This is a genomic window from Streptomyces sp. NPDC002623, from assembly GCF_053592635.1.
Map to the genome: position 1 here is coordinate 137,373 of NZ_JBSFWB010000001.1, position 26,027 is coordinate 163,399.

A 26,027-nucleotide genomic window follows, 5' to 3' on the forward strand; every position below is an offset into this window, starting at 1 on the left:
TCGCTGCTTCCGCTAGTCGAGTGTGGCCTGCCCGGGTGCAGCCTGCCACAACCTTGCCGAGTTGCCCGGCGTGTCGGGCACAGGCCCTGCCTCGCCGTTATGGCACGGTTACCTATTCGCCACGCTGAGTCACCAACACCATCACCCTGTGCAACTGGCTTCCCTTCAGGCGGTCCGGCGAGGCTCCGGACATCCTGGCGGGAGACCGGGCCCAGGGCTCGCAACAGTACTCCATTTGGGCCACGTGCGTGGATTGGCGCGCCACTCAACTTCTGGCAAGAGGTGGGACTTGGCCGCCCCTTGCGGACTTTTTGCGATCTTGAAGGCGGCGTACTTCACGCAATCTCCCGAAGGTTCCCGATATGCGCGAATGGCCTGATTCGAGCGAAGTGGCGGGTGCCGACCGGCCGCGGAGTCCGCGCCCGGAGTGCGCTACGCCCCCAGGACCCTCCGCAAGTAGTCGTTCTGGAACCGGCGGTCGGGATCCAGCCGGTCCCGCAGCGCCGTGAACTCGCCGAAGCGCGGGTAGACACCGGCGAAGTACTCCGCGTCCCGGGTGTTCACCTTGCCCCAGTGCGGCCGGCCCTCGTGCGCGGCAAAGATGCGCTCCGCGGCGGTGAAGTACCCCTGATAGGGCGTGCCCTTGACCATGTGGACGGCGATGTACGCGCTGTCGCGGCCGGAGGCGGTGGACAGGGCGATGTCGTCGGCGGGCGCGGTGCGCACCTCCACGGGGAAGCTGACCCGCAGGCGCGAGCGTTCGACCATGGACTTGAGCTCGCGCAGCGTCTCGGTGACCGCCTCGCGCGGGACCGCGTACTCCATCTCCACGAACCGCACCCGGCGCGGAGAGGTGAAGACCTTGTAGGGGATGTCGGTGTAGGTGCGCGCGGAGAGGGCCTTGCTGGAGACCTGGGCGATCGTCGGGATCGTCGCGGGCGCCGCGCGCCCCACCCACTGGGCCACCTGGAAGACGCCGTTGGAGAGGAACTCGTCCTCGATCCAGCCCGCGACCTGGCTCACCGGCTTGCGCGGGCCGGCGCTGCGGTTGTTGCGCTTGGTGTTGGTGCTGCCGGTGTGCGGGAACCAGTAGAACTCGAAGTGCTCGTTCTCCGCCCACAGTTCGTCGAAGTCGGCGAGGACCTTGTCGAACGGCATCGGCTCCTCGCGCGCGGTGAGCAGGAAGATCGGCTCCACGGCGAAGGTGATGGCGGTGACGATGCCGAGCGCGCCCAGGCCGATCCGGGCGGCCGCGAAGACCTCGGGGTTCTCCTTCTCGGAGCAGGTGAGCACCGAGCCGTCGGCCGTGACCAGTTCCAGGCCCTTGATCTGGGCGGCTATCGACGCCGAGTCGCGGCCGGTGCCGTGGGTGCCGGTGCTGGTGGCCCCGGAGACCGTCTGTTCCATGATGTCGCCCATGTTCGTGAGCGACAGACCCTCGCGCGCGAGGGCCATGTTGAGTCTCTTGAGCGGTGTGCCGGCCTCCACCGTGACGGTCAGGTCGTCACGGTCGATGTTGCGGATACCCGTCAACAGTTGAGGGCGGATCAACACGCCGTCCGTCGCGGCGATCGACGTGAAGGAGTGGCCGCTGCCGACGGCCTTCACCCTCAGGCCGTCCTCGGCGGCCCGGCGCACGGCCTCCGCCAGTTCGTCGACGGAGGCGGGCGTGACCTCCCGCGCGGGGCGGGCGACGACGTTGCCGCCCCAGTTACGCCACGTGCCGTTCTTCCCGCTCGCTGTGCTGCCCAACGGTGCCTCCCCGACCCGGAGCCGGCCTGCTCAGCCGGCGGTACCCCAGGAAACCGACCGCGACCGCGACGGCTCCGGACACCGCCGGAACCCCGTACCCGGCTCGCGCCCCGGCCGCGTCGATGACCCAGCCGGCGATGGCGGAGCCGAGCGCGACCCCGACCGCGAGCCCGGTGCTGATCCAGGTCATGCCCTCGGTCAGTTGTGCACGTGGTACGTGCTCTTCGATGAGGGACATCGTGGTGATCATCGTGGGAGCGATGGCCAGACCCGCAACGAACAGCGCCACAGCCAGAAACGGCAAGTTTCCGACCAGTAGGAGGGGGATCATACTCACGCCCATCATGAACACGCCCAGCAGCCAGCGACGTTCCGGGGCCCCCTTGAGATGCAGCAGGCCGAACACGAGCCCGGCCGCGCACGAACCGGCCGCGTACACCGCCAGGACGATGCTGGCGGCGCCCTTGTGGCCCTGCTCGTCGGCGAAGGCGATGGTGACCACGTCGACCGCCCCGAAGATCGCTCCGGTCGCCACGAAGGTGGCCACCAGGACCTGCAGGCCCGGCGAGCGCAGTGCCGAACCGTCGGCACGCTGCTCGCGCGGGTGCGGCTCGGGCTCGGTGGCCCGCTGGGCGGTCAGCCAGAAGACGCCGACGGCCAGGAAGCACCCCGCCAGCAGCGGTCCGGCCTCCGGGAACCAGACGGTGGACAGACCGATGGAGATGATCGGCCCGAAGATGAAGCACACCTCGTCCACCACGGACTCGAAGGAGTACGCCGTGTGCAGTTGCGGGGTGCCCCGGTAGACGGCCGCCCAGCGGGCCCGGATCATGGCGCCGAGGCTGGGCACGGTGCCGATGCCGGCGGCGCACACGAACAGCGCCCAGTCCGGCCACTCGAAGCGCGCGGCCAGCAGCAGCCCGGCCGAGGCGGCGAGCGCGACCAGCGTCGCCGGGCGCAGCACCCGGCGCTGACCGTGCAGGTCCACCAGACGCGAGATCTGCGGTCCGAAGGCGGCGGCCGCCAGCGCGATGGTCGCCGACAGCGCACCCGCCAACCCGTAGCGGCCCGTGAGCTGGGAGACCATCGTGACCACGCCGATGCCCATCATCGACAGCGGCATCCTGCCGAGGAACCCCGCGGCGGAGAAGCCCTTCGAGCCGGGTGCGGCGAACAGGGCGCGGTACGGGCTGGGCACGGTGGTCTCCGGTGGTCCGGCTCACGCGCGCGTGGCGGCTCGGCGTGGCGTGAGGGAAGGCGGTTCGTCGGGACCCGTTGACGCGTGCGGTGAGTCCGGCGGAACCGGTAAGGCGTGAATGCGGCTCATACAGCTTACGAACTTAGGCAACCCTAACGCACTGGTGTGCGAGGCGCGCCCTCCCGTCCGTCCTCCCGTCCGCCCTGCCGTCTGTCCTGCCGTCTGTCCTGCCGTCCGTCCTCCTGTCCGTCCCCCGCCGTTTTCCGGCTGTCAGGGGCGGGTGGCAGGATCGACTCATGCGAGACGTGCTCGACGCCACCCCCTACGACGCCCTGCTCCTGCTCTCCTTCGGCGGCCCGGAAGGCCCGGACGACGTGGTCCCGTTCCTGGAGAACGTGACGCGCGGGCGCGGCATCCCCAAGGAACGCCTCAAGGAAGTCGGGCAGCACTACTTCCTCTTCGGCGGGGTCAGCCCCATCAACGACCAGAACCGCGCCCTGCTGGACGCTCTGCGCAAGGACTTCGCCGACCACGGCCTGGACCTGCCGATCTACTGGGGCAACCGCAACTGGGCCCCGTACCTCACGGACACCCTGCGCGAGATGGTCGCCGACGGCCGCCGCCGCATCCTCGTCCTCGCCACCAGCGCGTACGCCTCGTACTCCGGCTGCCGTCAGTACCGCGAGAACCTCGCCGAATCGCTGGCCGCGCTGGAGGCCGAGGGCCTCGCCCTGCCGAAGGTCGACAAGCTGCGGCACTACTTCAACCACCCAGGCTTCCTGGAACCCATGATCGAGGGCGTGCTGCGCTCGCTGGCCGACCTTCCCGAGGACGTCCGCGACGGCGCGCACCTCGCCTTCTCGACCCACTCGATCCCGAACGCGGCCGCGGACGCCTCCGGCCCCGTGGAGGACCACGGCGACGGCGGCGCGTACGTGAAGCAGCACCTGGACACCGCGCGGCTCGTCGCCGACGCCGTCCGCGAGCGCACGGGCGTCGACCACCCCTGGCAGCTCGTCTACCAGTCCCGCTCCGGCGCCCCGCACATCCCCTGGCTTGAGCCGGACATCTGCGACCACCTCGAGGAGCGGCACGCGGCCGGCGTCCCGGCCGTCGTGATGGCCCCGATCGGCTTCGTCTCCGACCACATGGAGGTCCTCTACGACCTCGACACGGAGGCCAAGGCCAAGGCGGAGGAGCTCGGCCTGCCGGTGCGCCGCTCGGCCACCGTCGGCGCCGATCCGCGCTTCGCCGCCGCGATCCGCGAGCTCGTCCTGGAACGCGCCCAGGCGGAGAGCGGCGTGAAGGTCGCTCCGTGCGCCCTCGGAGAGCTCGGCGCGAGCCACCACCTGTGCCCGGTCGGCTGCTGCCCCGCCCGCGCCCCCAAGCCCGCCGCCGCGGGCGCCGACAGCCCCTACGCGTGAGGAACGGCGTGACCGACCCCCTGCACACGGAACTGCTCGAACTCGCCCGGGAAGCCGCCCGCCGGGCCGGTGAGCTGCTGCGGGACGGCCGTCCGGCCGACCTCGCGGTCGCCGCCACCAAGTCGAGCCCCATCGACGTGGTCACCGAGATGGACATCGCGGCCGAGAAACTGATCACGGGCCTGATCTCGGAACACCGTCCCGAGGACGGCTTCCTCGGCGAGGAGGGCGCCTCCAACGAGGGCACCAGCGGCATCCGCTGGGTGATCGACCCCCTCGACGGCACGGTCAACTACCTCTACGGCCTGCCCACCTGGGCCGTCTCCATCGCCGCCGAGCAGGACGGCGACACCGTCGTCGGGGTCGTCGAGATCCCGATGCGGGGCGAGACGTTCCACGCCGTGCGCGGCGGAGGGGCGCGGGGGAGAGGCGGCTGGGCGGGCGAGCGGGTCCTGTCCTGCCGTCCGACGGCGCCCCTGGAACAGGCACTGGTCTCCACCGGCTTCAACTACGTGACCGAGGTCCGCGTCCACCAGGCCGACGTCGCCCAGCGGCTGATCCCGCTGGTGCGCGACATCCGGCGCAGCGGCTCGGCCGCGGTCGACCTGTGCGACGTGGCCGCGGGCCGCCTCGACGGCTACTACGAGCGCGGGCTGCACCCCTGGGACCTCGCGGCGGGCGACCTGATCGCCCGGGAGGCGGGCGCGCTGACCGGTGGACGGCCCGGAGAGCGCCCCGCACACGACCTTGCGATCGCTGCCACCCCCGGTGTCTTCGAGCCCCTCCAGCGGCTGCTGGAGGACTTCGGCGCCTGGCACGACTGAGCCGCCCTCGCCCGGACACGCGAAGGGGCCCCGGCGCTGGATTCGCCGGGGCCCCTTCGTCATGCGAACTGCTTCAGACGCTTGTCGCGCCGACCTCCACACCGTGCTCGGCGGCTAGGCGGCGCAGGTCGTCGAGCTCGGCCTGCTCCACCTCGACGAGGAAGTCGTCGCCCTCGTCGCGAGCCCGCGTCAGGTCGGACTCGGTCGCCCTTATGCGCTGCAGAAGTCCTGCGGTGAATGCGTCCATGCTGCGCCCCCTCGTCCTGGGTCGTGGGTCATGGGTCGATGGCACGGGGGTGTGCCGGGTCGGGAAGGGGCGATCACGTCTCCAACAGGTGCCCAGCGCTGCCCTGCCGGGCGGCGACGGTGCCGGACACCCACGCCCACTCTGCGGCAAGTGGATCGCAGCGTGCCGCATGGTGCTGCGGCACATGCAGAGCGTGATCGCGGGGTGTAAAGCCGTCCTCCCCCCGCTCCCTTCCACGGAAACCTCAACCCGACGAGAAAATCTCGCATTCCCGGGCTTCACACCCGTCCTTCATCTCGCTCCCACCGCCTTACCGCCGACTTATGGCCGAAAAGGGCAGGATGGAAGCCCACACTCACCAAGGCCCCTGCTCGCGTGCGCTCACGGAGCGCTACGCGGGTGGACACAGGAAGGACAAGCGACGTGCGCGTACTCGTCGTCGAGGACGAGCAACTGCTCGCCGATGCGGTGGCCACCGGACTGCGCCGGGAGGCCATGGCCGTCGACGTCGTGTACGACGGTGCGGCCGCCCTGGAACGCATCGGCGTGAACGACTACGACGTGGTCGTCCTCGACCGCGACCTCCCCCTCGTGCACGGCGACGACGTCTGCCGCAAGATCGTCGAGCTCGGCATGCCCACGCGCGTGCTGATGCTCACCGCCTCCGGCGACGTCAGCGACCGTGTGGAGGGCCTGGAGATCGGCGCCGACGACTACCTCCCCAAGCCCTTCGCCTTCAGCGAGCTGATCGCACGCGTGCGTGCGCTCGGCCGGCGCACCAGTGTGCCGCTGCCGCCCGTCCTGGAGCGCGCCGGCATCAAGCTCGACCCCAACCGTCGCGAGGTCTTCCGCGACGGCAAGGAGGTCCAGCTCGCGCCCAAGGAGTTCGCCGTGCTGGAGGTGCTGATGCGCAGCGAGGGCGCGGTGGTCTCCGCGGAGCAGCTTCTCGAGAAGGCCTGGGACGAGAACACCGATCCTTTTACCAACGTCGTCCGCGTGACCGTGATGACGCTGCGCCGCAAGCTGGGCGAACCTCCGGTGATCGTCACCGTGCCCGGTTCCGGCTACCGGATCTGATGCGACATGGCCGCGACACCTGCGCCGCCCAAGGCGCCCCCGAAACCCACATGGGATCCCAGGGGCCCGCAGCCATCGCTCCCGTGGCTGCGTCCGACCATCCGGATACGTCTCACGCTTCTGTACGGCGGGATGTTTCTGATCGCCGGCATCGTGCTGCTGTCGATCATCTATCTGCTCGCGGCCCAGGCGCTGAACGTGGGCAGCGACCTACCCTTCAAGATCACCGAGGGCAGCGTCACCAGCGGCACCTGCGATCTGCCCACGAAGGCCACGCCCGAGGTCTTCAACAGCGCGATGAGCGCCTGCGTCAACGAGCAGCGCCAGCACGCGCTGGACAACCTCCTCAGCCGCTCCCTGCTCGCTCTCCTCGGTCTCGCGATCATCGCCTTCGCCTTCGGCTACGCGATGGCCGGACGCGTCCTGTCGCCGCTCGGCCGGATCACCCGCACCGCGCGCGCGGTGGCGGGCTCGGACCTGTCCCGCCGGATCGAGCTGGACGGCCCGGACGACGAGCTGAAGGAGCTGGCGGACACCTTCGACGACATGCTGGAGCGGCTGCAGCGCGCCTTCACCGCCCAGCAGCGCTTCGTGGGCAACGCCTCGCACGAACTGCGCACGCCGCTCGCGATCAACCGCACCCTGCTCGAAGTGCACCTCTCCGACCCGGGTGCGCCGGTGGAGCTGCAGCAGCTCGGCAAGACGCTGCTGGCCACCAACGAGCGCAGCGAACAGCTTGTCGAGGGTCTGCTGCTGCTGGCCCGCAGCGACAACCAGATCGTCGAGCGCAAGCCGGTCGACCTGGCCGAGGTCGCCGAGCAGGCCATCGACCAGGTGCACGGGGAAGCAGCGGCCAAGGGCGTGGTGATCCGGGGCGAGCAGAAGCCCGCGGTCGTCCAGGGCAATGGCGTGCTGTTGGAGCGGATCGCCCTGAACCTCCTGCAGAACGCCGTACGGTACAACGTGCCCGAGGGCGGCTGGGTCGAGGTGACCACCGAGGTCCAGCACGGCCAGGCAGTCCTGGTCGTGTCGAACACCGGGCCGGTTGTGCCGGCCTATGAGATCGATAACCTGTTCGAACCCTTCCGTCGGCTTCGTACGGAGCGGACGGGCAGCGACAAGGGTGTCGGGCTCGGCCTGTCCATCGTGCGGTCCGTGGCGCGGGCGCACGGCGGCCATATCGCGGCCCAGCCGCGTGAAGGGGGTGGGCTGGTGATGCGAGTCACCTTGCCTGTCTGAGATCATTGCGCCGACACCCGCGGGGATGTTCGCTTTGCGCGGAATTTTCTGGGCTCCTACTCGGCTTTCCCGTGTGTGATCGATCACAAGGGCGAATTTCCGGCCATCTACTCTCCGTGATCATGAATGTCGCCGTAAGGCCCGGAAAATCCGGGTTTTCGGGGGTCCTGATCACGGGAAGTACACGGTGAGACGCCTTTGAAGTGCGGCATTCGGACCGTGTACGGTCCCGATCGCCATCCACGCCGATCACTCGTGAGGAGTTCGGTTGGGTGTCGATTGAGTAACAGACCTTGATGTGAGGCAAAATCTCCGCCTCGAGGCGGGCACAAGTCCGGCCTCTCACGCGTTACGTGCGCTGGAGACACCGCAGACACCCAGAGGGGGAGAGGCGAAATGGCTACCGATTACGACACCCCACGCAAGACCGATGACGACGTGGATTCCGACAGCCTTGAAGAGCTGAAGGCCAGGCGGAACGACAAGTCCGCCTCCGCAGTCGACGTCGACGAGTTCGAGGCCGCAGAGGGGCTCGAGCTGCCCGGTGCAGACCTCTCCAATGAGGAGTTGGCTGTCCGGGTGCTGCCGAAGCAGCAGGACGAGTTCACCTGCATGAGCTGCTTCCTGGTGCACCACCGCAGCCAGCTGGCCCGGGAGAAGAACGGCCAGCCGATCTGCCGCGACTGCGACTGAGGACGGGTCGGCCGTGACTGGCTCGACCCCTCCTCGGAAGCGCCGCTTCCCCCTGGGGGGAACGGACAAAGGGCCCTCCCGCGGCCCTCACGGCGTGCGTGACGACGAGCGAGGCTCATCCGGTACGGGAGCGGTCCCTGCAGGATCGGCCTCGCTCGAACCCGCGACCGACCGGGGTGACCGCCCGGTGCCGACGCGGAATGCCGCCCCCGTCGCCAGGCGACGGGCGGCGGTCATCCGGGAGAAGGCCACCGGCCTGGCCCGGGAAGGCGTCCGCAAGGGCGGTGACCGCGCCAGGGCGGGGCTGGCGCACCTGGCCGACCGGGTCATCGAGATCGCCCCGCGGATCCCCGTACGGGACCTTCAGACGCTCCGCAGACAGTTCCCGGGCCTCGGCCCCGAGCAACTCGCGGACAAGCTCGTGACGGGCGCGGCGAACGCCACGTCCACCGTCGGAGCGGGCATCGGGGCGGCGGCGATGCTTCCCGTGCCGCCCGCGATGCCGACCGAACTGGCCGCGGAGATCACCGGGGTCGCGGCGGTCGAACTGAAACTGATCGCCGAACTCCACGAGGTCTACGGCGTGCGACCTCCTGGCAACCTCAAGGACCGCAGTACCGCGTACCTGCGCTCCTGGTCGGGCGAACGCGGGATCGACGTCATGAAACCGGCGTCGGTGAACTCGGCGCTCGGCGGCCAGATGAAGCGCGAGCTGCGCCAGCAGATCATGAAGCGCATGGTCCGCGACCTGCCGAACCTGATGCCGTTCATGGTCGGCGCCGCCGTCGGAGCGGTCATGAACCGGCGGGACACCAGGCGCGTGGCCGCGAAGGTCCGGGCCGACCTGAGGAAGATCCAGGTGCCGTGGGACCAGCTGCCCGAACTGCCGCCGCTGGAGAGACCGGCGGATCCACTGGCCGTCGGGGAGATCCCCGAGAACCCCTTGAACCCCGAGAACCCCGGAGAGCTCGGGGGCTGAGGCCGAGGGGGCCGCTGAGCGCTCCGGCTACGCGGCCGTCTCCCGCGCCGCCTTCAGGGCCTGCGCCAGGCGCTCCGGCTCCCGCGTCGACAGGTACAGATACGGCGTGGGGTCGGCCGGGTCGGTGACCTCCACCTTCAGCGCCGTCGGGATGTAGGCGCGCAGCAGCAGGAAGGCCCGGGTGTCGGCCTTGTACGTGCGCCAGGCGCGCGCCTCCTCCGGGTCCAGGATCTCCGCCTCACCCAGGGCCGTGACCGGGATCTTCGCCTCGCCCGCGATGAGGGAGTCGCCCACCACGCGGATGCGGAGGGAGCCGTAGGAACTGGCCACGACCGCTGCGGCCGCGGTGCCGCCGACCAGGCCGCCGAGCAACGGCAGGGTGCCGAAGGGCAGCAGGATCAGGGCCATGGAGACGCCCACGAGGAACGAGACGAACCACCAGGAGCGGGGGGCGGTGAGGCGTTCTTCGTACGGGGTGGCGGAGAGCTGCATGGAGCCAAGCTTGGCACGGTGTCCGGATACGCCGGACGCGCGGGTAAGGTCTGCGGCTGTGAGTGGTACTTCCCCAGCTCTTGAGCCTCCGGCCGATGCCGTGAAACCCGTTCGGCACCCCGACGCTCCGGCGCCCGGCGAGCTGCTCGGTGCCCACTACGAACACTGTTTCGGATGTGGCGGCGAGCAGACCCATGGGCTGCATCTGGAGGCGCGGGCCGGCGAGGGGGTGACCGTCACGGCCGAGTTCACCGTCCAGCCCGCCCACCAGGGCGCGCCCGGTCTCGCGCACGGCGGGATCCTGGCCACCGCCCTGGACGAGACGCTGGGCTCGCTGAACTGGCTGCTGCGGACGATCGCCGTGACCGGACGGCTGGAGACCGACTTCGTACGGCCCGTGCCCGTCGGCACCACGCTCCATCTGGAGGCCGAGGTGACCGCGGTGGCCAGGCGCAAGATCTACTCGACCGCCACCGGACGGATCGGCGGCCCCGACGGTCCGGTCGCCGTCCGCGCCGACGCGCTCTTCGTCGAGGTCGCGGTCGAGCACTTCGTCAGCCACGGCCGCGAGCAGGAGATCCAGGCCGCCATGAGCGACCCGGACCAGATCAGGCGCAGCCGTGCCTTCGAGGTGAACCCGTGAGCCGTGACTCCCTGAACGTCCTGATCCGGCGTGTCGACCCCGACGTACCGCTTCCGACGTACGAGCACCCGGGGGACGCGGGAGCCGATCTGCGCACCACGGAGAGCCGGGAACTCGCGCCGGGGGAGCGGGCCGTCCTGCCCACGGGTGTGTGCATCGCCCTGCCGGAGGGGTACGCGGCCTTCGTGCACCCGCGTTCGGGGCTCGCCGCACGGTGCGGCGTCGCCCTCGTGAATGCCCCGGGGACGGTTGATGCCGGGTACCGTGGGGAGATCAAGGTGATCGTGGTGAATCTCGACCCGCGCGAGTCCGTGCGGTTCGAGCGCTTCGACCGGATTGCCCAACTGGTCGTCCAGCAGGTCGAGAGGGTCCGCTTCCAGGAGGCGGCGGAACTTCCCGACTCGGCGCGGGCCGCAGGGGGCTTCGGGTCCACCGGCGGGCATGCCGCCGTGGGCGGCGCAAGCGGTACAAGCGGTTCGGCCGCCGAGGGCGGCGCGACGGGTGGGAATCGATACGCTTCGGTCGTATCCGACCGGGAAGGACAGTGACGTGTTCGGACGTCGCAAGAAGAAGGGTGCCGCCGAGGACGCGGCCGGCGAGGCCGAGCAGGTCGTCGACAGTGTCGACACTGAGGCGGACGACGTAGAGGGCGAGGACGAGGGCGCACGCGAGCGTGTGCGGCTCGAGCCCGAGCCGCGGCCCGACGGGCCCTGGGACGACTCGGAGGTGCGCGACCCGGCCGACGGCCGCGTGGACCTCGGCGGGATCTTCGTGCCCGGGGTCGACGGCATGGAACTGCGGGTCGAGGTCGCCGGTGACGCGATCGTCGCGGCGACCGTCGTGCTGCGCGACAGCGCCATTCAGCTGCAGGCCTTCGCCGCTCCCAAGCGCGAGGGCATCTGGGGCGAGGTGCGCGAGGAGATCGGCTCCGGCATCACCCAGCAGGGCGGCATCGTCGACGAGGTCGAGGGTCCGCTGGGCTGGGAGCTGCGGGCCCAGGTGCCGGTGCAGCTGCCGGACGGCAAGAGCGGCTTCCACGTCGTGCGGTTCGTCGGCGTGGACGGTCCCCGCTGGTTCCTGCGCGGGGTGATCTCGGGCCAGGGCGCGGTGCAGCCGCAGGCGGCCGGTCTGCTCGAGAACATCTTCCGGGACACGGTCGTGGTCCGCGGCGAGGGCCCGATGGCGCCTCGGGACCCGATCGTCCTCAAGCTGCCGAACGACGCGCAGATGGTGCCCGAGGGCGTCCAGCAGCAGGAGGAGGGCTCCCGCTTCTCCGGCGGCATGGGCCAGCTGCAGCGCGGACCGGAGATCACCGAGGTTCGATAGTCGGCTGGTCGGCTGGTCGGCTGGTCGGCTGGTGGATCAGGCGGCCCGACCGGGCTGCCTGGTTCGGCGGCGGACCGTGCGAATGAACTGAATGGGCCGTACCCCTCATGGGGTGCGGCCCTTTGGCATGTCTCGTCCCGGGTCTCGTCTCGAGTCCCTTCCCGCGCGAACTCTTGACGGCCTATTGGTCTGGACCTACGGTCTCCGCTCAACGCCTGAGTTCATAAGGGCGCTCTGTGTTCACATACACGAACAAGAAACGGAGCCGCTGTGCGTCGAACCGCATTCCTTGTGACCGTCACCGCCCTCGTCCTGGGCGCTCTCACGTCCCCGAACGCTCCCCGGGCCCAAGCCGCGCCGACCGTCTTCGCCCATCCCGGGGTGACCGTCTCCCGGGCGCAACTGGACTTCGTCCGGGGCAAGGTCGACTCCGCGGCCCAGCCCTGGAAAGGCGCCTTCGATCAGCTGTTGGCGAGCAAGTACGCCAATCTGAGCCGCACCCCCAAGCCCCGGGCGATCGTCGAGTGCGGGCCCTACTCCAACCCCAACAACGGCTGCACGGACGAGCGCGAGGACGCCCTCGCGGCCTACACCGACGCGCTCGCCTGGTACGTCACGCGGGACGAGCGGTACGCGAAGAAGGCCATCGAGCTGATGGACGCCTGGTCCGGCGTGATCAAGGACCACACCAACAGCAACGCGCCCCTGCAGACCGGCTGGGCGGGCTCGTCCTGGCCGCGGGCCGCCGAGATCATCAAGTACACGTACACCGGCGGCTGGGCCGGCTCGGGCCGCTTCGCGAGCATGCTGCGGGACGTCTACCTGCCCGAGATCATCAATGGTTCCCACTCCAACGGGAACTGGGAGCTGTCGATGACGGAGGCCGCGCTCGGCATCTCCGTCTTCCTCGAGGACCGGGCGTCGTACGACAAGGCCATGGCGACGTTCCGCACCCGCACGGCCGCCTATGTCTACCTGGCCTCCGACGGTGAGCTGCCCAAGACCGTGCCGAGCCAGAACCTGAACACCCGGGACAAGATCGTCGCCTACTGGCAGGGGCAGGGCACCTTCGTCACCGGGCTGACCCAGGAGACCTGCCGGGACCTCACCCACACCGGCTACGGCATCTCCGCGATCTCGCACGTCGCCGAGACCAGCCGGATCCAGGGTCAGGACCTGTACGGCACCGACGTCGGCGAACGGCTGCGGCAGGCGCTCGGCTTCCAGGCCAGGTACCAGCTCGGCGCGGCCGTCCCGAGCTGGCTGTGCGGCGGCTCCCTGAACACGGGGCTCGGCCCGGTCACCGAGGTCGGATACAACGCGCTGCACAACCGGCTGGGCATCGCGATGACCAACACGCAGACGCTGACCCTGCAGGGCCGCCCGGCCGGCAGCAACAACCTCTTCGTCGCCTGGGAGACGCTGACCCACGGAGACAATCCAGCGTGAGCTGAAGTGTCTGAGCCGAAGTGCCTGAGCTGAAGTGTCTGAGCCGAAGTGCCTGAACCGATTCGCGTGACCTTCGTGTGAACCGATTCGGGGGGCTCGTCCGATGTAGGGCTGAGGGGCGCGGGTGTTCGTCTCGCCGCGTCAGGGTTGCGTCAAAGGCACCCCTCGCCCCTCGGCTCGTCCCTTATGTCGGAACTGTTGGCCGTAAGGTCGACGCTGCGTACGCAGCAGTTACTGGAAGACAATGAGGCCATGGCACGCGGCAAGCTTCGGATCTACCTCGGTGCGGCACCGGGCGTCGGCAAGACGTACGCGATGCTGTCCGAGGCGCACCGACGGGTGGAGCGCGGCACGGACTGCGTGGTGGGGTTCGTCGAACATCACGACCGGCCGCGCACCGAGGTGATGCTGCACGGCCTGGAACAGGTCCCGCGCCGGGAGCTGCAGTACCGGGGCGGCGTCTTCACCGAGATGGACGTGGACGCGGTCCTCTCCCGTGCCCCGCAGGTCGCCCTGGTGGACGAACTCGCCCACACCAACGTCCCGGGCTCGCGCAACGCCAAGCGCTGGCAGGACGTGGAGGAGCTGCTCGCCGCCGGCGTCGACGTGGTGTCCACGGTCAACATCCAGCACCTGGAGTCCCTCGGCGACGTCGTGGAGTCGATCACGGGCGTACGGCAGCAGGAGACGGTGCCCGACGAGTTCGTCCGGCGTGCCGACCAGATCGAGCTCGTCGACATGTCGCCGCAGGCGCTGCGACGACGCATGGCGCACGGCAACGTCTACAAGCCGGACAAGGTCGACGCGGCCCTGTCCAACTACTTCCGGCCCGGCAACCTCACCGCCCTGCGGGAGCTGGCCCTGCTCTGGGTGGCCGACCGGGTCGACGAGTACCTGAAGCAGTACCGCAGTGAGCACCGGGTGTCGGCGATCTGGGGTTCGCGCGAGCGGATCGTGGTCGGGCTCACCGGCGGCCCGGAGGGGCGCACTCTGATCCGGCGGGCGGCGCGGCTGGCGGAGAAGGGCGCCGGCGGCGAGGTGAGCGCCGTGTACATCGCGCGCAGCGACGGGCTGACCTCGGCCTCGCCGAAGGAGCTGGCGGTCCAGCGCACCCTGGTCGAGGACCTGGGCGGCACCTTCCATCATGTGGTCGGCGACGACATACCGGCCGCGCTGCTCGACTTCGCCCGCGGGGTCAACGCCACACAGATCGTGCTCGGCTCCTCCCGCCGCAAGGCCTGGCAGTACGTCTTCGGGCCCGGGGTCGGCGCGACGGTCGCCCGGGAGTCGGGGTCCGACCTCGACGTGCACATCGTCACCCACGACGAGGTCGCCAGGGGGCGTGGGCTGCCGGTGGCCCGGGGCGCCCGGCTCGGGCGGGCCCGGATCGTCTGGGGCTGGCTGGTCGGAGTGGTGGGCCCGGTGCTGCTGGCGCTGCTGCTGAACACCGTCCACCTCGGCCTCGCCAACGACATGCTGCTGTTCCTGTCGGTGACCGTCGCGGCCGCGCTGCTCGGCGGGCTGCTGCCCGCGCTGGCCTCGGCGGCCGTGGGCTCGCTCCTGCTGAACTACTTCTACACACCGCCCCTGCACAGATGGACGATCGCCGACCCGAAGAACATCGTCGCCATCGTGATCTTCGTCGGGGTGGGCGTCTCGGTGGCGTCGGTGGTGGACCTGGCGGCCCGGCGCACGCACCAGGCTGCCCGGCTGCGGGCCGAGTCGGAGATCCTGTCCTACCTGGCGGGCAACGTGCTGCGGGGCGAGACCAGCCTGGAGGCGCTGCTGGAGCGGGTGCGCGAGACCTTCGGCATGGAGTCGGCGGCGCTGCTGGAGCGGGCGGACGACAGATCGCCGTGGACCCGCGCAGGCCACGTCGGCTTCGGACACCCGGTCGAGCGGCCCGAGGACGCGGACGTGGACGTGCCGGTCGGCGACCACCTGGCGCTGGCGCTCACCGGGCGGGTGCTGCCCGCGGAGGACCGGCGGGTGCTGGCCGCGTTCGCCGCGCAGGCCGTCGTCGTGCTGGACCGGCGGCGGTTGCAGGAGGAGGCCGAGCAGGCCCGGGCGCTGGCCGAGGGCAACCGCATCCGCACGGCCCTGCTGGCCGCCGTCAGCCACGATCTGCGGACCCCGCTGGCCGGCATCAAGGCTGCGGTGTCGAGCCTCAGGTCCGACGACGTGGCCTGGTCCGAGGAGGACCGGGCGGAGCTGCTGGAGGGCATCGAGGACGGCGCGGACCGCCTCGACCACCTGGTGGGCAACCTGCTGGACATGTCCCGCCTCCAGACCGGTACGGTCACGCCGATCATCCGGGAGATCGACCTCGACGAGGTGGTGCCGATGGCGCTCGGCGGGGTCCCGGATCCGGCGGAGAGCGTGGAGCTGGACATCCCGGAGACGCTGCCCATGGTCGCCGTGGACGCGGGACTGCTGGAGCGGTCGGTGGCCAATCTCGTGGAGAACGCCGTCAAGTACAGTCCGGGCGGCGAGCCCGTGCTGGTGTCGGCGAGCGCGATGTCCGACCGGGTCGAGGTGCGGGTCGTGGACCGTGGGCCGGGCGTCCCCGACGAGGCCAAGGAACGGATATTCGCGCCCTTCCAACGCCATGGCGACGCCCCGCGCGGGGCCGGGGTGGGGCTCGGCCTCGCGGTCGCACGTGGCTTCGCCGAGGCCATGGGCGGCACCCTGAACGCCGAGGACACCCCCGGCGGCGGCCTCACCATGGTGCTCACCGTCCGCGCGGCGGCGGGACCGCGCCCCGAACTGCAGACCGTACGACCCGAAAGGCAGGCCTCATGCTGAGCCCGGCTGGGGGGACACCCCAGACCCCCACGAGGGTGCTCGTGATCGATGACGAGCCGCAGATCGTGCGCGCCCTGGTGATCAACCTCAAGGCCCGCAAGTACGAGGTGGACGCGGCGCACGACGGCGCCACCGCCCTCCGGCTCGCCGCCGCCCGCCACCCGGACGTGATCGTCCTCGACCTGGGGCTGCCGGACATGGACGGCGTGGAGGTGATCAAGGGGCTGCGCGGCTGGACCAGGGTGCCGATCCTGGTGCTGTCCGCCCGGCACTCCTCGGACGAGAAGGTCGAGGCGCTCGACGCGGGCGCCGACGACTACGTCACCAAGCCGTTCGGCATGGACGAGCTGCTGGCCCGGCTCCGGGCCGCCGTCCGCCGGGCCGAACCCGCCGGGAGCGGTGAGGACGAGGTGCTGGTGGAGACCGACGAGTTCACCGTCGACCTGGCCGCGAAGAAGGTCAACCGGGCCGGGAAGGACGTCCGGCTGACGCCCACGGAGTGGCATCTGCTGGAGGTGCTGGTGCGCAACGCCGGCCGGCTGGTCAGCCAGAAACAGCTGTTGCAGGAGGTGTGGGGGCCGTCGTATGGGACGGAGACGAACTACCTGCGGGTGTACATGGCGCAGCTGAGACGGAAGCTCGAGGCGGACCCCTCGCATCCCGAGCACTTCGTCACGGAGCCCGGGATGGGCTACCGGTTCGAGCGCTGATGTCACGGGTTCGGCGGTCGGTCGGACGGAGAGTTCGGCAGCGGCTACGGCTCTGTCGGTGAGCCCCGGTACGCTTCAGACATGAGTGCTGTTCCTCGTTCCGAAAAGCCGGTGGGGCGGTTCCGGCGCATGCTCGACCGGCTCTCCTCCTCACAGGAGGACCTGGAGTCCGAGGAGCTGCGCGAGGACGCCGAGACGGCCGGTTGCACGCGGATCGGAGACTGCCAGGACCGGCAGATCGTCACGGTTACTGGTACCTTGCGCACGGTCACCCTGCGGCCGCGCGCCGGAGTACCCGCCCTGGAGGCCGAGCTGTTCGACGGCAGCGCCGCGCTGGACGTGGTGTGGCTGGGCAGACGCTCCATAGTGGGCATAGAGCCGGGGCGCCGGCTCATCGCATCGGGCCGGATCTCCATGAGCCGGGGCCGCCGGGTGCTGTTCAACCCCAAGTACGAACTGAGACCCCTGGGTAGGGAGTAGCCGGTGACGTCGCTCGACAAGCCGACCGAAGACACGACCGCGGAGGACACCGCCGCGGCCGACGCCCGGGCGGTGACCGAGGCCGCCCTGTTCGAGGCGTTCGGCGGCGTGCGGGGCATGGTCGAGACGGTGGTGCCAGGCCTGCTCTTCGTCACGATCTTCACGATCAACAAGGACCTGCACATGTCCGCGATCGCCGCGCTCGCGGTGTCGCTGGTCCTGGTCGTGGTCCGCCTGGCGATGAAGGACACGGTCAAGCACGCCTTCAGCGGAGTCTTCGGCGTCGCCTTCGGCGTCGTCTTCGCGATGATGACCGGCAACGCCAAGGACTTCTATCTGCCGGGCATGCTCTACACGCTCGGGCTGGCGCTGGCGTACATCATCACCACGCTGTGCGGGGTGCCGCTGATCGGTCTGATCCTCGGCCCGGTCTTCAAGGAGAACCTCTCCTGGCGCACCCGCAACCCGGGCCGCAAGGCGGCGTACGCCAAGGCCAGTTGGGCGTGGGGGCTGATCCTGCTCGCCAAGTGCGCGATCCTCTTCCCGCTGTACTGGTGGGCGAACACCGCGCAGCTGGGCTGGGTGCTGGTGGCCCTGAAGATCCCGCCGTTCCTGCTCGCCGTCTGGCTGACCTGGGTCTTCCTCGCGAAGGCGCCCGCGCCGATCGACGTGTTCGCGGAGATGGAGGCGGAGGAGCAGGCGGAGAAGCAGGCGGAGAAGGCTGCCGCGGAGGCCGGGCGGCACCGTCGGGACAGCTGAGGTGCTGGGGGCTGTCGCCCCCAGACCCCCGCCGTCGGCCCTGAACGGGCCTTGTCCTCAAGCGCCGGACGGGCTGGAACTACTCAGCCCGGCGTACCGACAGCAGGTCCTCCAACTGCTCCTCCCTCGCCTGGGCGGCCACGAACAGGAGTTCGTCGCCCGGCTCCAGGGAGTCCTCGGCGGACGGGGTCAGGACCCGGTTGCCTCGGATGATGGTGACCAGCGAGGTGTCCTCCGGCCACTCCACGTCGCCGACCTGGGTGCCGGCCAGCGCCGACTCCTCCGGGAGGGTCAGTTCGACGAGATTGGCGTCGCCGTGGCTGAAGCGGAGCAGCCGGACCAGGTCGCCCACGCTCACCGCCTCCTCGACCAGGGCCGACATCAGACGCGGGGTGGAGACGGCCACGTCCACGCCCCAGGACTCGTTGAAGAGCCACTCGTTCTTGGGGTTGTTGACGCGGGCGACGACGCGCGGGACGCCGTACTCCGTCTTGGCCAGCAGCGAGACGACCAGGTTGACCTTGTCGTCGCCGGTCGCGGCGATGACGACGTTGCAGCGCTGCAGGGCCGCCTCGTCCAGTGACGTGATCTCGCAGGCGTCGGCCAGCAGCCACTCCGCCTGCGGGACGCGCTCGACCGAGATGGCGGTCGGCGCCTTGTCGACGAGGAGTACCTCGTGGCCGTTCTCCAGCAGTTCGCCCGCGATCGAGCGGCCGACGGCGCCGGCTCCGGCAATGGCGACCCTCATCAGTGACCGTCCTCCTTCGGGCCCTCGGAGAACGAGGCCTCGACCTTCTCGACCTCGTCGCTGCGCAGCATCACATGGACCAGGTCGCCCTCCTGGAGGACCGTCTGCGAGGTGGGCAGCATGGCCTCGCCGAGGCGGGTCAGGAACGCCACGCGGACGCCCGTCTCCTCCTGCAGCTTGCTGATCTTGTGACCGACCCAGGACGGGGCGGCGTGCACCTCGGCGAGCTGGACGCCCCCGGTGGGGTCGCGCCACAGCGGCTCGGCGCCCGAGGGCAGCAGCCGGCGCAGCATCTGGTCGGCCGTCCAGCGGACGGTGGCGACGGTGGGGATGCCCAGGCGCTGGTAGACCTCGGCGCGCCGGGGGTCGTAGATGCGGGCGGCGACGTTCTCGATGCCGAACATCTCACGGGCGACGCGGGCGGCGATGATGTTGGAGTTGTCGCCGCTGGAGACGGCCGCGAAGGCGCCGGCCTCCTCGATGCCCGCCTCGCGCAGGGTGTCCTGGTCGAAGCCGACTCCGGTCACACGACGGCCGCCGAAACCGGAGCCCAGTCGTCGGAAGGCGGTGGGGTCCTGGTCGATCACGGCGACCGTGTGCCCCTGTTGCTCCAGGGTCTGCGCGAGAGCGGAACCCACTCTGCCGCAGCCCATGATGACGATGTGCACGACCGTCCTTCCGAGGTCAAGAAGTCAAGAGGTCAATAAAAATCTGACGTGGCTCTGAACAGGGTCTCAGACAGTCGACCAAGCTACACACGCGCGGTCGGCGCAGGGCACCCCCGTGCTGCACAGTCTTCGGGATCAGCGTCGGCTGATGCTCCAGAGGCTGAGGAAGGTAAGGATGCCGAGGCCGACGAGGGTGCCGATGGCTCCGACGAGTTCCGCGGTCGTGTGCAAGGGGAACCTCCGGGGGCGGCTGCGGGCGGGGATTGTCATATAGACATGGCGATCGGCGCGGCCGCGGAATCAGCGGCACGGGCCCGTCCGATTTCACCCGGGAGGCAGACGCGGGAAACCGTCACCCGGCTGAGTCCGGGGGAGGGTGGGCGGTCCCGTGTTCGAAGGCTTACGATCCTCTGTTGTGTCCAAACTGACCGACGTGCCCAAACGAATTCTGATCGGGCGCGCACTGCGCAGTGATCGGCTCGGAGAAACGCTCCTGCCGAAGCGCATCGCCCTACCCGTCTTCGCTTCCGACCCGCTGTCCTCCGTGGCCTACGCGCCCGGGGAGGTGCTGCTGGTCCTGTCCATCGCGGGCGTGTCGGCCTACCACTTCAGCCCGTGGATCGCCCTCGCGGTCGTCGTGCTGATGTTCACGGTGGTCGCCTCCTACCGGCAGAACGTCCACGCCTACCCCAGCGGCGGTGGCGACTACGAGGTGGCCACCACCAACCTCGGCCCCAAGGCCGGTCTGACCGTCGCGAGCGCGCTGCTCGTCGACTACGTCCTCACCGTCGCCGTCTCCATCTCCTCCGGCATCGAGAACCTCGGCTCCGCGATCCCGTTCGTCGTCGAGCACAAGGTGGCCTGCGCGGTCGCCGTGATCGTGCTGCTGACGCTGATGAACCTGCGCGGCGTCAAGGAGTCCGGCAAGCTCTTCGCGATCCCGACGTACGTGTTCGTCGCGGGCGTCTTCATCATGATCGCGTGGGGCGCCTTCCGGGGTCTCGTGCTGGACGACCAGATGCGGGCGCCGACCGCCGAGTACACGATCAAGGCCGAGCACCAGGGCCTGGCCGGCTTCGCGCTGGTCTTCCTGCTGCTGCGCGCCTTCTCGTCCGGCTGCGCCGCGCTCACCGGCGTCGAGGCGATCTCCAACGGCGTCCCGGCGTTCCGCAAGCCCAAGTCGAAGAACGCGGCGTCCACGCTCGCGGCGATGGGACTGCTGGCCGTCACCATGTTCTGCGGGATCATCGTCCTGGCCCTGGTGACCAAGGTCCGGATGGCCGAGAACCCGGCCGTGGACCTGCTGAAGGACGGCGCCGCCGTCGGCTCCGGATATGTCCAGAACCCGGTGATCACCCAGGTCGCCGAGGCCGTCTTCGGCAAGGGCAGCTTCTTCTTCCTCGTGCTCGCCGCCGCCACGGCCCTGGTGCTGTTCCTGGCGGCCAACACCGCCTACAACGGCTTCCCGGTGCTCGGCTCGATCCTCGCCCAGGACCGCTACCTCCCCCGCCAGCTGCACACCCGCGGCGACCGCCTCGCGTTCTCCAACGGCATCGTGCTGCTCGCGGGCGCGGCCATGCTGCTGGTCGTCATCTACGGCGCCGACTCCACCCGCCTGATCCAGCTGTACATCGTCGGCGTGTTCGTGTCCTTCACGCTCAGCCAGATCGGCATGGTCCGGCACTGGAACCGCCTCCTGGCCACCGAGACCGACCAGGCCAAACGCCGTCACATGGTCCGCTCGCGCGCCATCAACACCTTCGGCGCCTTCTTCACCGGCCTGGTCCTGGTCGTCGTCCTCGTCACCAAGTTCACGCACGGCGCGTGGGTTGCCCTGCTCGGCATGGTGATCTTCTACGGGACGATGACCGCGATCCGCCGCCACTACGACGGCGTCGCCGCGGAACTCGTCGCCCCCGAGGGCCCCAGCGACGACAGCGTGCGGCCCTCGCGGGTCCACTCGGTGCTGCTGATCTCCAAGATCCACCGCCCGACGCTGCGCGCCCTCGCCTACGCCAAGCTGATGCGCTCCGACACCCTGGAGGCGCTCACCGTCAACGTCGACCCGGCCGAGACGAAGGCGCTGCGCGCGGAGTGGGAACGGCGCGGGATCGACGTACCGCTGAAGGTGCTGGACTCGCCGTACCGCGAGGTCACGCGGCCGGTCATCGAGTACGTCAAGAACCTGCGCCGGGAGTCGCCGCGCGACGCGGTGTCGGTGATCATCCCGGAATACGTGGTCGGCCACTGGTACGAGCACCTGCTGCACAACCAGAGCGCGCTCCGGCTGAAGGGCCGGCTGCTGTTCACGCCCGGCGTCATGGTCACGTCCGTCCCCTACCAGCTGCAGTCCTCGGAGGCGGCCAAGAAGCGGGCCGGCAAGCGCCAGGAGTGGAGCGCCCCGGGTGCGGTGCGGCGCGGCCCCGCGCAGCAGGGGCAGCCGAAGGAGCCGTCGGGCACGGACGCCAAGAGCTGACCCGCGCTCCGGGCTCAGCGTTCTGAGCTCCGCGCTCGAGCTCCACGTTCCGCCTTCCGCTTGCCGGGCATCGGGCTCCGGCTCGTGGTGAACGGTCGGACGACAGCCACGTAGACTGGTGGGCTGTTGTCCGGCCGTTCCTCGTTCGACGTTGTGGAGTCACCCCGCCATGCAGGCAGAACCGAAGAAGTCGCAGGCGGAAGCGCAGGCGGTATCGCTGGTGGGCGAGGAGTACGAGGTCGAGATCGGCCCCGTCGCCCATGGCGGCCACTGTGTGGCCCGCACCGAGTCCGGCCAGGTGCTGTTCGTCCGGCACGCGCTGCCCGGCGAGCGGGTGGTGGCCCGGGTGACCGACGGCGAGGAGGGCGCCCGCTTCCTGCGCGCGGACGCGGTGCGGGTGCTGGACGCCTCCAAGGACCGGGTCGAGGCGCCCTGTCCGTACGCCGGGCCCGGCCGCTGCGGCGGCTGTGACTGGCAGCACGCGAAGCCCGGCGCCCAGCGTCGCCTCAAGGGCGAGGTGATCGCCGAGCAGCTGCTGCGGCTCGCGGGCCTCACGCCCGAGGAGGCCGGCTGGGACGGCACCGTGATGCCGGCCGAGGGCGACAAGCTGCCGGCGGGCCAGGTGCCGCAGTGGCGCACGCGGGTGCAGTACGCGGTGGACGCCGACGGCAACGCCGGACTGCGCCGCCACCGCTCCCACGAGGTCGAGCCGATCGAGCACTGCATGATCGCCGCGCCCGGCGTCAGCGAACTGGGCATCGAGGAGCGCGACTGGTCCGGCATGGCGTCGGTGGACGCGATCGCCGCCACCGGCTCCCAGGACCGCATGGTGATCCTGGAGCCGAAGCCCGGCGCGCGGCTGCCCCTGGTCGAGCTGAACAGGCCGGTCTCCGTCATGCGCGTCGAGGAGCACGACGGCGGCATCCACCGGGTCCACGGTCGTGGCTTCGTGCGGGAGCGCGCCGACGGCCGCACCTACCGCGTCGGCAGCGGCGGCTTCTGGCAGGTCCACCCGCAGGCCGCCGACACCCTGGTCAAGGCCGTCATGCAGGGCCTGATGCCGCGCAAGGGCGAGATGGCGCTCGACCTGTACTGCGGCGTCGGCCTCTTCGCGGGCGCCCTTGCCGACCGCCTCGGTGACAAGGGCGCGATCCTGGGCATCGAGTCCGGCAAGCGCGCGGTCGAGGACGCCCGGCACAACCTCGCGGCCTTCGACCGGGTCCGCATCGAACAGGGCAAGGTCGAGTCGGTCCTGCCGCGCACCGGCATCACCGAGGTCGACCTCATCGTCCTCGACCCGCCCCGCTCCGGCGCCGGCAAGAAGACGGTCGAGCACCTGTCGTCGCTGGGAGCGCGAAGGATCGCCTACGTCGCCTGCGACCCGGCCGCACTGGCCCGGGACCTGGGGTACTTCCGGGACGGGGGGTACCGGGTGCGGACGTTGCGGGCGTTCGATCTGTTCCCGATGACGCATCATGTGGAGTGCGTTGCCATCCTCGAACCGGTCGCAAAGGGTGCCTGACCTGCGGTTTCATGCGGGCACATTATGTGCGGTGTGGGCTGGAGGCTGTGGAACGACGGCCTGCTCCGAACGAACGGCAGTGTGCGCTGCTTGAGCGGCTCGTGGCTGGTGAGGATCCAGGAGCCTGGGCGCCGGGGGAGTGGCGCTCGGCGCGTGCCCTGCGTGACCGTGGGCTTTTGACGGTGGACAAGGGCGGCGGTGCTGCCCTTGTGGAGGTCACGGAGGCCGGCCGTTTCTATCTCCGTCATGGCCGCTATCCCGACGAAGCGGAGCCTGCTGACCGCGGTGAGCCGTCGGTGCTGGCTGAGTCTCCGGCGCCGTACAGCGAGCGGCCCGTCGCCCGTGCGTGGCGTGCGAAAGCTCGCGAGTTGGTCGAACGGCTCCTCGCCGAAGGGCACGTCCGGTTCGCCCATGCCGATGATGAGGAGATCGCGGAATGGCGGCGCGTCATCAACTACGCGAAACGGCACGGCATGGAGCCGGTGGGCAAGCGCATCGAGAAGGTGCCGTACGGTCTGCTCGGGCTGGAGTTCTTCCTCGCGGAGGGCCCGCATCCCAATGCCCGGATTCAGCGACCGAAGGCGGGCGCGTCGGCGGTCTGGGCCCCCATTCGGCTGGCGTCCCTTCACCCGGTTGTAGCTGCGCTCAAGGACAACGCGAGGCAGTTGGTGATGCCGCCTGCGCTGCGCCGCAGGCCGCTTCTGATGCTTCAGGGGCTGGCCGCCGAGGCGGCGCGGCGAGGGCACGAGGTACGGGAGGTCGGGTCGTCTTACTTTCCGCGTGAGGGCGGGGTGGACGTCGTTGTCGGCGGCTTCGAGTATCCGGTCACCATCAGGCAGGAGTTTCCAGAGTCCACGGATCCGGAGCGGTCCGCGCGTCTGGTCGTAGAGGTCGCGCACGGGCTGACCGGCAGATCCGGCCGCTGGCGGGACCGTAAGAGTCGGACCCTTGAACAGTCTCTGGGGCTGGTTCTCGGGGAGATCGAGGCGCGAGCGGTGGAGGATGCCCGGCGCAGGGAGATCGACTGGGACCATCTGGCCGAGGCCATGGCCCTTCCGGACGCCATGCACCGGCCGACGCTCCGGCTGCCCGACTCGCCGGGTGCTCGGCCCACCCCACCTCACCTCAAGGTCCCTTCATGCCTGCACGCCTCCTGCCCATCCCCGCCGTCGCCGCCGCCCTGGACGTCGACCGCCGCACCGTCTACCGCTTCATCGCTGCCGGCGACCTGCCTGTCGTCGACCTCCGTACCGGACCAGGCCGGTCCCGCGTCCGGGTCCCCGCGGCCGGCCTCGACGAGTTCATCAGCCGCCGCGCCGTCGTACCGCCAGCAGTCCGCCGCTGACCCTGGCCCATCCCAGGCCCGTCACCTCAAACAAGGAGTAGTGCCTCGTACCTACGCAAGTTGAAGTCCGGGAAGTGGCAGGCGACCGTACGCAACCGGGCAGGAGACCGGTTCAGCGAGTCGTTCCCCCTCAAGGCGCAGGCGCGCGCCTGGGGCATCGAGATGGAGACCCAGTTCGCCCGCGGAGGCATGCGCGATCCGCGAGCCGGGGAAATGTCGTTCCGCGAGTGGCACGACCGCTGGTGGAACGCCCGCGTCGTTGAGCCCCACACGTTTCGTGGCGACGCCTCCAATATCAAGAACCACGTCATGCCCTACTGGGCGGACTGGGAGATGCGGGCCATCACCCGCATGGACGTCCAGAGCTGGATCCGAACCCTAATCGAGAAGGGCGCGGGGGCCGCTGCGATCAAGCGGGCCTACAACCTGACGTCCTCCATGATGCGTGCGGCCGTCGATGACGATGTCCTGGCGGTGACCCCGTGCCGCAACATCGAATTGCCCCAGATCGCGGTCAAGTCGCCGCAGTGGTTCACCCTCGACCAGACGCAGAGCATCCCGGACGAACTCCCCGCCGCGTGGCGGACGATGTGCCTGCTCGGCTTCTACACGGGACTGCGCTGGGGAGAACTCTCTGGCCTGCATCGCCACCGCATCGACCAGCGCCGCTCGCGCCTGTTCGTGGTGGAGGTCAACAGCAAGAGCGGCATCAAGGAGTACCCCAAGAGCTCCAAGAGCTGTAGAGAGGTCCCGCTCCCGCCTCACGTCCTGGAAGCCCTCGAACGCCACATCCACCGGCTCGACCGGGATGCCGTGGTGTTCACGACTATCACCAAGGGCCGTGCCGGCCGCCTCCTTGCCGACAGCAATCGGCGTCGGCAGACCTGTTGGCCCCCCGTCGAAGGCGCCTACTACTTCGACACCGACGGCGAGCAGCAACTCGTCCCGCACTACCCGCCGCATTCCATGCGCCACACCTGGGCCTCGCGGCTGGTCCAGAAGGGGGTTTCGCTCTACGAGGTCCAGCACCTCCTTGGGCACGAGAGCTTTCAGACCACCCAGCGCTACGCTCACCTTCAACCGGACGCGCACAAGGCCGTTCTTGGTGCCTGGGAGCGCCTGGACGTTCCGCTCACCATCGCCGCATGAATGATCCTCCGCCCTGTCCCCT

Annotated in this window: 24 protein-coding genes; 18 read left to right on the top strand and 6 right to left on the bottom strand. The window is 70.0% G+C overall.

Features of this window, described 5'->3' with window-relative positions; genetic code table 11:
- Positions 1 to 432: 432 nt before the first annotated feature.
- Both ACWD4O_RS00545 and ACWD4O_RS00550 read right to left on the bottom strand, forming a co-directional pair.
- Positions 433 to 1,752 carry a D-arabinono-1,4-lactone oxidase gene (locus ACWD4O_RS00545; protein ID WP_451275972.1) on the bottom strand — a complete coding sequence of 440 codons (1,320 nt, stop codon included), beginning with the start codon at positions 1,750 to 1,752 and terminating at the stop codon, positions 433 to 435.
- Positions 1,712 to 2,950, bottom strand: coding sequence for an MFS transporter (locus ACWD4O_RS00550; protein WP_451275974.1), 1,239 nt, complete (start codon positions 2,948 to 2,950; stop codon positions 1,712 to 1,714). The genes ACWD4O_RS00545 and ACWD4O_RS00550 overlap by 41 nt, the downstream gene beginning before the upstream one ends.
- Positions 2,951 to 3,246: 296 nt before the next feature.
- On the opposite strand from ACWD4O_RS00550, the gene ACWD4O_RS00555 reads away from it, so the two are divergent.
- Entirely contained in the window at positions 3,247 to 4,374 is a 1,128-nt protein-coding gene (locus tag ACWD4O_RS00555) for a ferrochelatase (protein ID WP_451275976.1), read from the top strand.
- A gap of 8 nt (positions 4,375 to 4,382) precedes the next feature.
- Positions 4,383 to 5,198, top strand: coding sequence for an inositol monophosphatase family protein (locus ACWD4O_RS00560; protein WP_351909623.1), 816 nt, complete (start codon positions 4,383 to 4,385; stop codon positions 5,196 to 5,198).
- Positions 5,199 to 5,271: 73 nt separating this feature from the next.
- Here ACWD4O_RS00560 and ACWD4O_RS00565 read toward each other — a convergent pair whose 3' ends face one another.
- On the bottom strand, positions 5,272 to 5,445 hold the full coding sequence (locus ACWD4O_RS00565) for a hypothetical protein (protein WP_351909625.1): 174 nt from the start codon (positions 5,443 to 5,445) through the stop codon (positions 5,272 to 5,274).
- Between the two features lie 423 nt (positions 5,446 to 5,868).
- On the opposite strand from ACWD4O_RS00565, the gene ACWD4O_RS00570 reads away from it, so the two are divergent.
- The 4 genes from ACWD4O_RS00570 (at position 5,869) to ACWD4O_RS00585 (ending at position 9,433) form a co-directional block, all read left to right on the top strand.
- The gene (locus tag ACWD4O_RS00570) at positions 5,869 to 6,522 is read left to right on the top strand and encodes a response regulator transcription factor (protein WP_003993508.1); all 654 of its coding nucleotides are present in this window, start codon (positions 5,869 to 5,871) and stop codon (positions 6,520 to 6,522) included.
- A 6-nt stretch (positions 6,523 to 6,528) separates the two neighbouring features.
- Complete coding sequence (locus ACWD4O_RS00575; protein WP_451275979.1) at positions 6,529 to 7,761, top strand: sensor histidine kinase; 1,233 nt, start codon at positions 6,529 to 6,531, stop codon at positions 7,759 to 7,761.
- A 396-nt stretch (positions 7,762 to 8,157) separates the two neighbouring features.
- A complete protein-coding gene (locus ACWD4O_RS00580) occupies positions 8,158 to 8,454 on the top strand; it encodes a DUF4193 domain-containing protein (protein ID WP_003993510.1) in 297 nt (98 codons plus the stop codon).
- Between the two features lie 13 nt (positions 8,455 to 8,467).
- On the top strand, positions 8,468 to 9,433 hold the full coding sequence (locus ACWD4O_RS00585; protein ID WP_451275981.1) for a hypothetical protein: 966 nt from the start codon (positions 8,468 to 8,470) through the stop codon (positions 9,431 to 9,433).
- 27 nt (positions 9,434 to 9,460) lie between these two features.
- Here ACWD4O_RS00585 and ACWD4O_RS00590 read toward each other — a convergent pair whose 3' ends face one another.
- Positions 9,461 to 9,925, bottom strand: a complete 465-nt coding sequence (locus tag ACWD4O_RS00590) for a DUF3093 domain-containing protein (RefSeq protein WP_450945443.1) — start codon at positions 9,923 to 9,925, stop codon at positions 9,461 to 9,463.
- A 58-nt stretch (positions 9,926 to 9,983) separates the two neighbouring features.
- On the opposite strand from ACWD4O_RS00590, the gene ACWD4O_RS00595 reads away from it, so the two are divergent.
- The 8 genes from ACWD4O_RS00595 to ACWD4O_RS00630 all read left to right on the top strand — a co-directional run bounded on the left by ACWD4O_RS00595 (position 9,984) and on the right by ACWD4O_RS00630 (position 18,097).
- On the top strand, positions 9,984 to 10,568 hold the full coding sequence (locus ACWD4O_RS00595) for a PaaI family thioesterase (RefSeq protein WP_351909633.1): 585 nt from the start codon (positions 9,984 to 9,986) through the stop codon (positions 10,566 to 10,568).
- Positions 10,565 to 11,116, top strand: a complete 552-nt coding sequence (dut, locus tag ACWD4O_RS00600) for a dUTP diphosphatase (RefSeq protein WP_451275983.1) — start codon at positions 10,565 to 10,567, stop codon at positions 11,114 to 11,116. The genes ACWD4O_RS00595 and dut overlap by 4 nt, the downstream gene beginning before the upstream one ends.
- A 1-nt stretch (position 11,117) precedes the next feature.
- On the top strand, positions 11,118 to 11,894 hold the full coding sequence (locus ACWD4O_RS00605) for a DUF3710 domain-containing protein (RefSeq protein WP_351909637.1): 777 nt from the start codon (positions 11,118 to 11,120) through the stop codon (positions 11,892 to 11,894).
- Positions 11,895 to 12,164: 270 nt separating this feature from the next.
- Positions 12,165 to 13,343, top strand: coding sequence for an alginate lyase family protein (locus ACWD4O_RS00610; protein WP_451275986.1), 1,179 nt, complete (start codon positions 12,165 to 12,167; stop codon positions 13,341 to 13,343).
- 252 nt (positions 13,344 to 13,595) lie between these two features.
- A complete protein-coding gene (locus ACWD4O_RS00615) occupies positions 13,596 to 16,148 on the top strand; it encodes an ATP-binding protein (protein ID WP_451275988.1) in 2,553 nt (850 codons plus the stop codon).
- On the top strand, positions 16,142 to 16,858 hold the full coding sequence (locus ACWD4O_RS00620) for a response regulator (protein WP_451275990.1): 717 nt from the start codon (positions 16,142 to 16,144) through the stop codon (positions 16,856 to 16,858). Before ACWD4O_RS00615 ends, ACWD4O_RS00620 begins: the two co-directional genes overlap by 7 nt.
- An 81-nt stretch (positions 16,859 to 16,939) precedes the next feature.
- Positions 16,940 to 17,338, top strand: a complete 399-nt coding sequence (locus ACWD4O_RS00625; protein WP_358795597.1) for an OB-fold nucleic acid binding domain-containing protein — start codon at positions 16,940 to 16,942, stop codon at positions 17,336 to 17,338.
- 3 nt (positions 17,339 to 17,341) lie between these two features.
- Positions 17,342 to 18,097, top strand: coding sequence for a DUF3159 domain-containing protein (locus tag ACWD4O_RS00630; protein WP_451275992.1), 756 nt, complete (start codon positions 17,342 to 17,344; stop codon positions 18,095 to 18,097).
- A 79-nt stretch (positions 18,098 to 18,176) separates the two neighbouring features.
- Here the strand turns inward: ACWD4O_RS00630 and ACWD4O_RS00635 are convergent, their stop codons facing one another.
- The gene (locus ACWD4O_RS00635; protein WP_351909649.1) at positions 18,177 to 18,845 is read right to left on the bottom strand and encodes a potassium channel family protein; all 669 of its coding nucleotides are present in this window, start codon (positions 18,843 to 18,845) and stop codon (positions 18,177 to 18,179) included.
- Positions 18,845 to 19,513: a potassium channel family protein gene (locus tag ACWD4O_RS00640; RefSeq protein WP_351909651.1), complete on the bottom strand. Its 669-nt coding sequence runs from the start codon at positions 19,511 to 19,513 to the stop codon at positions 18,845 to 18,847. The genes ACWD4O_RS00635 and ACWD4O_RS00640 overlap by 1 nt, the downstream gene beginning before the upstream one ends.
- A gap of 415 nt (positions 19,514 to 19,928) precedes the next feature.
- On the opposite strand from ACWD4O_RS00640, the gene ACWD4O_RS00645 reads away from it, so the two are divergent.
- The 4 genes from ACWD4O_RS00645 to ACWD4O_RS00660 all read left to right on the top strand — a co-directional run bounded on the left by ACWD4O_RS00645 (position 19,929) and on the right by ACWD4O_RS00660 (position 26,005).
- The gene (locus ACWD4O_RS00645) at positions 19,929 to 21,989 is read left to right on the top strand and encodes an APC family permease (protein ID WP_451275995.1); all 2,061 of its coding nucleotides are present in this window, start codon (positions 19,929 to 19,931) and stop codon (positions 21,987 to 21,989) included.
- A 169-nt stretch (positions 21,990 to 22,158) separates the two neighbouring features.
- Positions 22,159 to 23,511 (top strand): class I SAM-dependent RNA methyltransferase, encoded by a 1,353-nt coding sequence (locus ACWD4O_RS00650; RefSeq protein WP_451275997.1) that lies wholly within the window; start codon positions 22,159 to 22,161, stop codon positions 23,509 to 23,511.
- Between the two features lie 182 nt (positions 23,512 to 23,693).
- Complete coding sequence (locus ACWD4O_RS00655) at positions 23,694 to 24,920, top strand: hypothetical protein (protein WP_451276707.1); 1,227 nt, start codon at positions 23,694 to 23,696, stop codon at positions 24,918 to 24,920.
- Positions 24,917 to 26,005, top strand: coding sequence for a tyrosine-type recombinase/integrase (locus ACWD4O_RS00660; protein ID WP_451275999.1), 1,089 nt, complete (start codon positions 24,917 to 24,919; stop codon positions 26,003 to 26,005). Before ACWD4O_RS00655 ends, ACWD4O_RS00660 begins: the two co-directional genes overlap by 4 nt.
- Positions 26,006 to 26,027: the final 22 nt, after the last annotated feature.

What these genes read in the sequence shown, in the direction of transcription:
- ACWD4O_RS00615 (WP_451275988.1), top strand. Translation starts at nt 13,596, where the DNA reads ATGGCACGCGGCAAGCTTCGGATCTACCTCGGTGCGGCACCGGGCGTC.
- ACWD4O_RS00555 (WP_451275976.1), top strand. Translation starts at nt 3,247, where the DNA reads ATGCGAGACGTGCTCGACGCCACCCCCTACGACGCCCTGCTCCTGCTC.
- ACWD4O_RS00580 (WP_003993510.1), top strand. Translation starts at nt 8,158, where the DNA reads ATGGCTACCGATTACGACACCCCACGCAAGACCGATGACGACGTGGAT.
- ACWD4O_RS00650 (WP_451275997.1), top strand. Translation starts at nt 22,159, where the DNA reads ATGCAGGCAGAACCGAAGAAGTCGCAGGCGGAAGCGCAGGCGGTATCG.
- ACWD4O_RS00590 (WP_450945443.1), bottom strand. Translation starts at nt 9,925, where the DNA reads ATGCAGCTCTCCGCCACCCCGTACGAAGAACGCCTCACCGCCCCCCGC.
- ACWD4O_RS00620 (WP_451275990.1), top strand. Translation starts at nt 16,142, where the DNA reads ATGCTGAGCCCGGCTGGGGGGACACCCCAGACCCCCACGAGGGTGCTC.
- ACWD4O_RS00635 (WP_351909649.1), bottom strand. Translation starts at nt 18,845, where the DNA reads ATGAGGGTCGCCATTGCCGGAGCCGGCGCCGTCGGCCGCTCGATCGCG.
- ACWD4O_RS00625 (WP_358795597.1), top strand. Translation starts at nt 16,940, where the DNA reads ATGAGTGCTGTTCCTCGTTCCGAAAAGCCGGTGGGGCGGTTCCGGCGC.
- ACWD4O_RS00565 (WP_351909625.1), bottom strand. Translation starts at nt 5,445, where the DNA reads ATGGACGCATTCACCGCAGGACTTCTGCAGCGCATAAGGGCGACCGAG.
- ACWD4O_RS00575 (WP_451275979.1), top strand. Translation starts at nt 6,529, where the DNA reads ATGGCCGCGACACCTGCGCCGCCCAAGGCGCCCCCGAAACCCACATGG.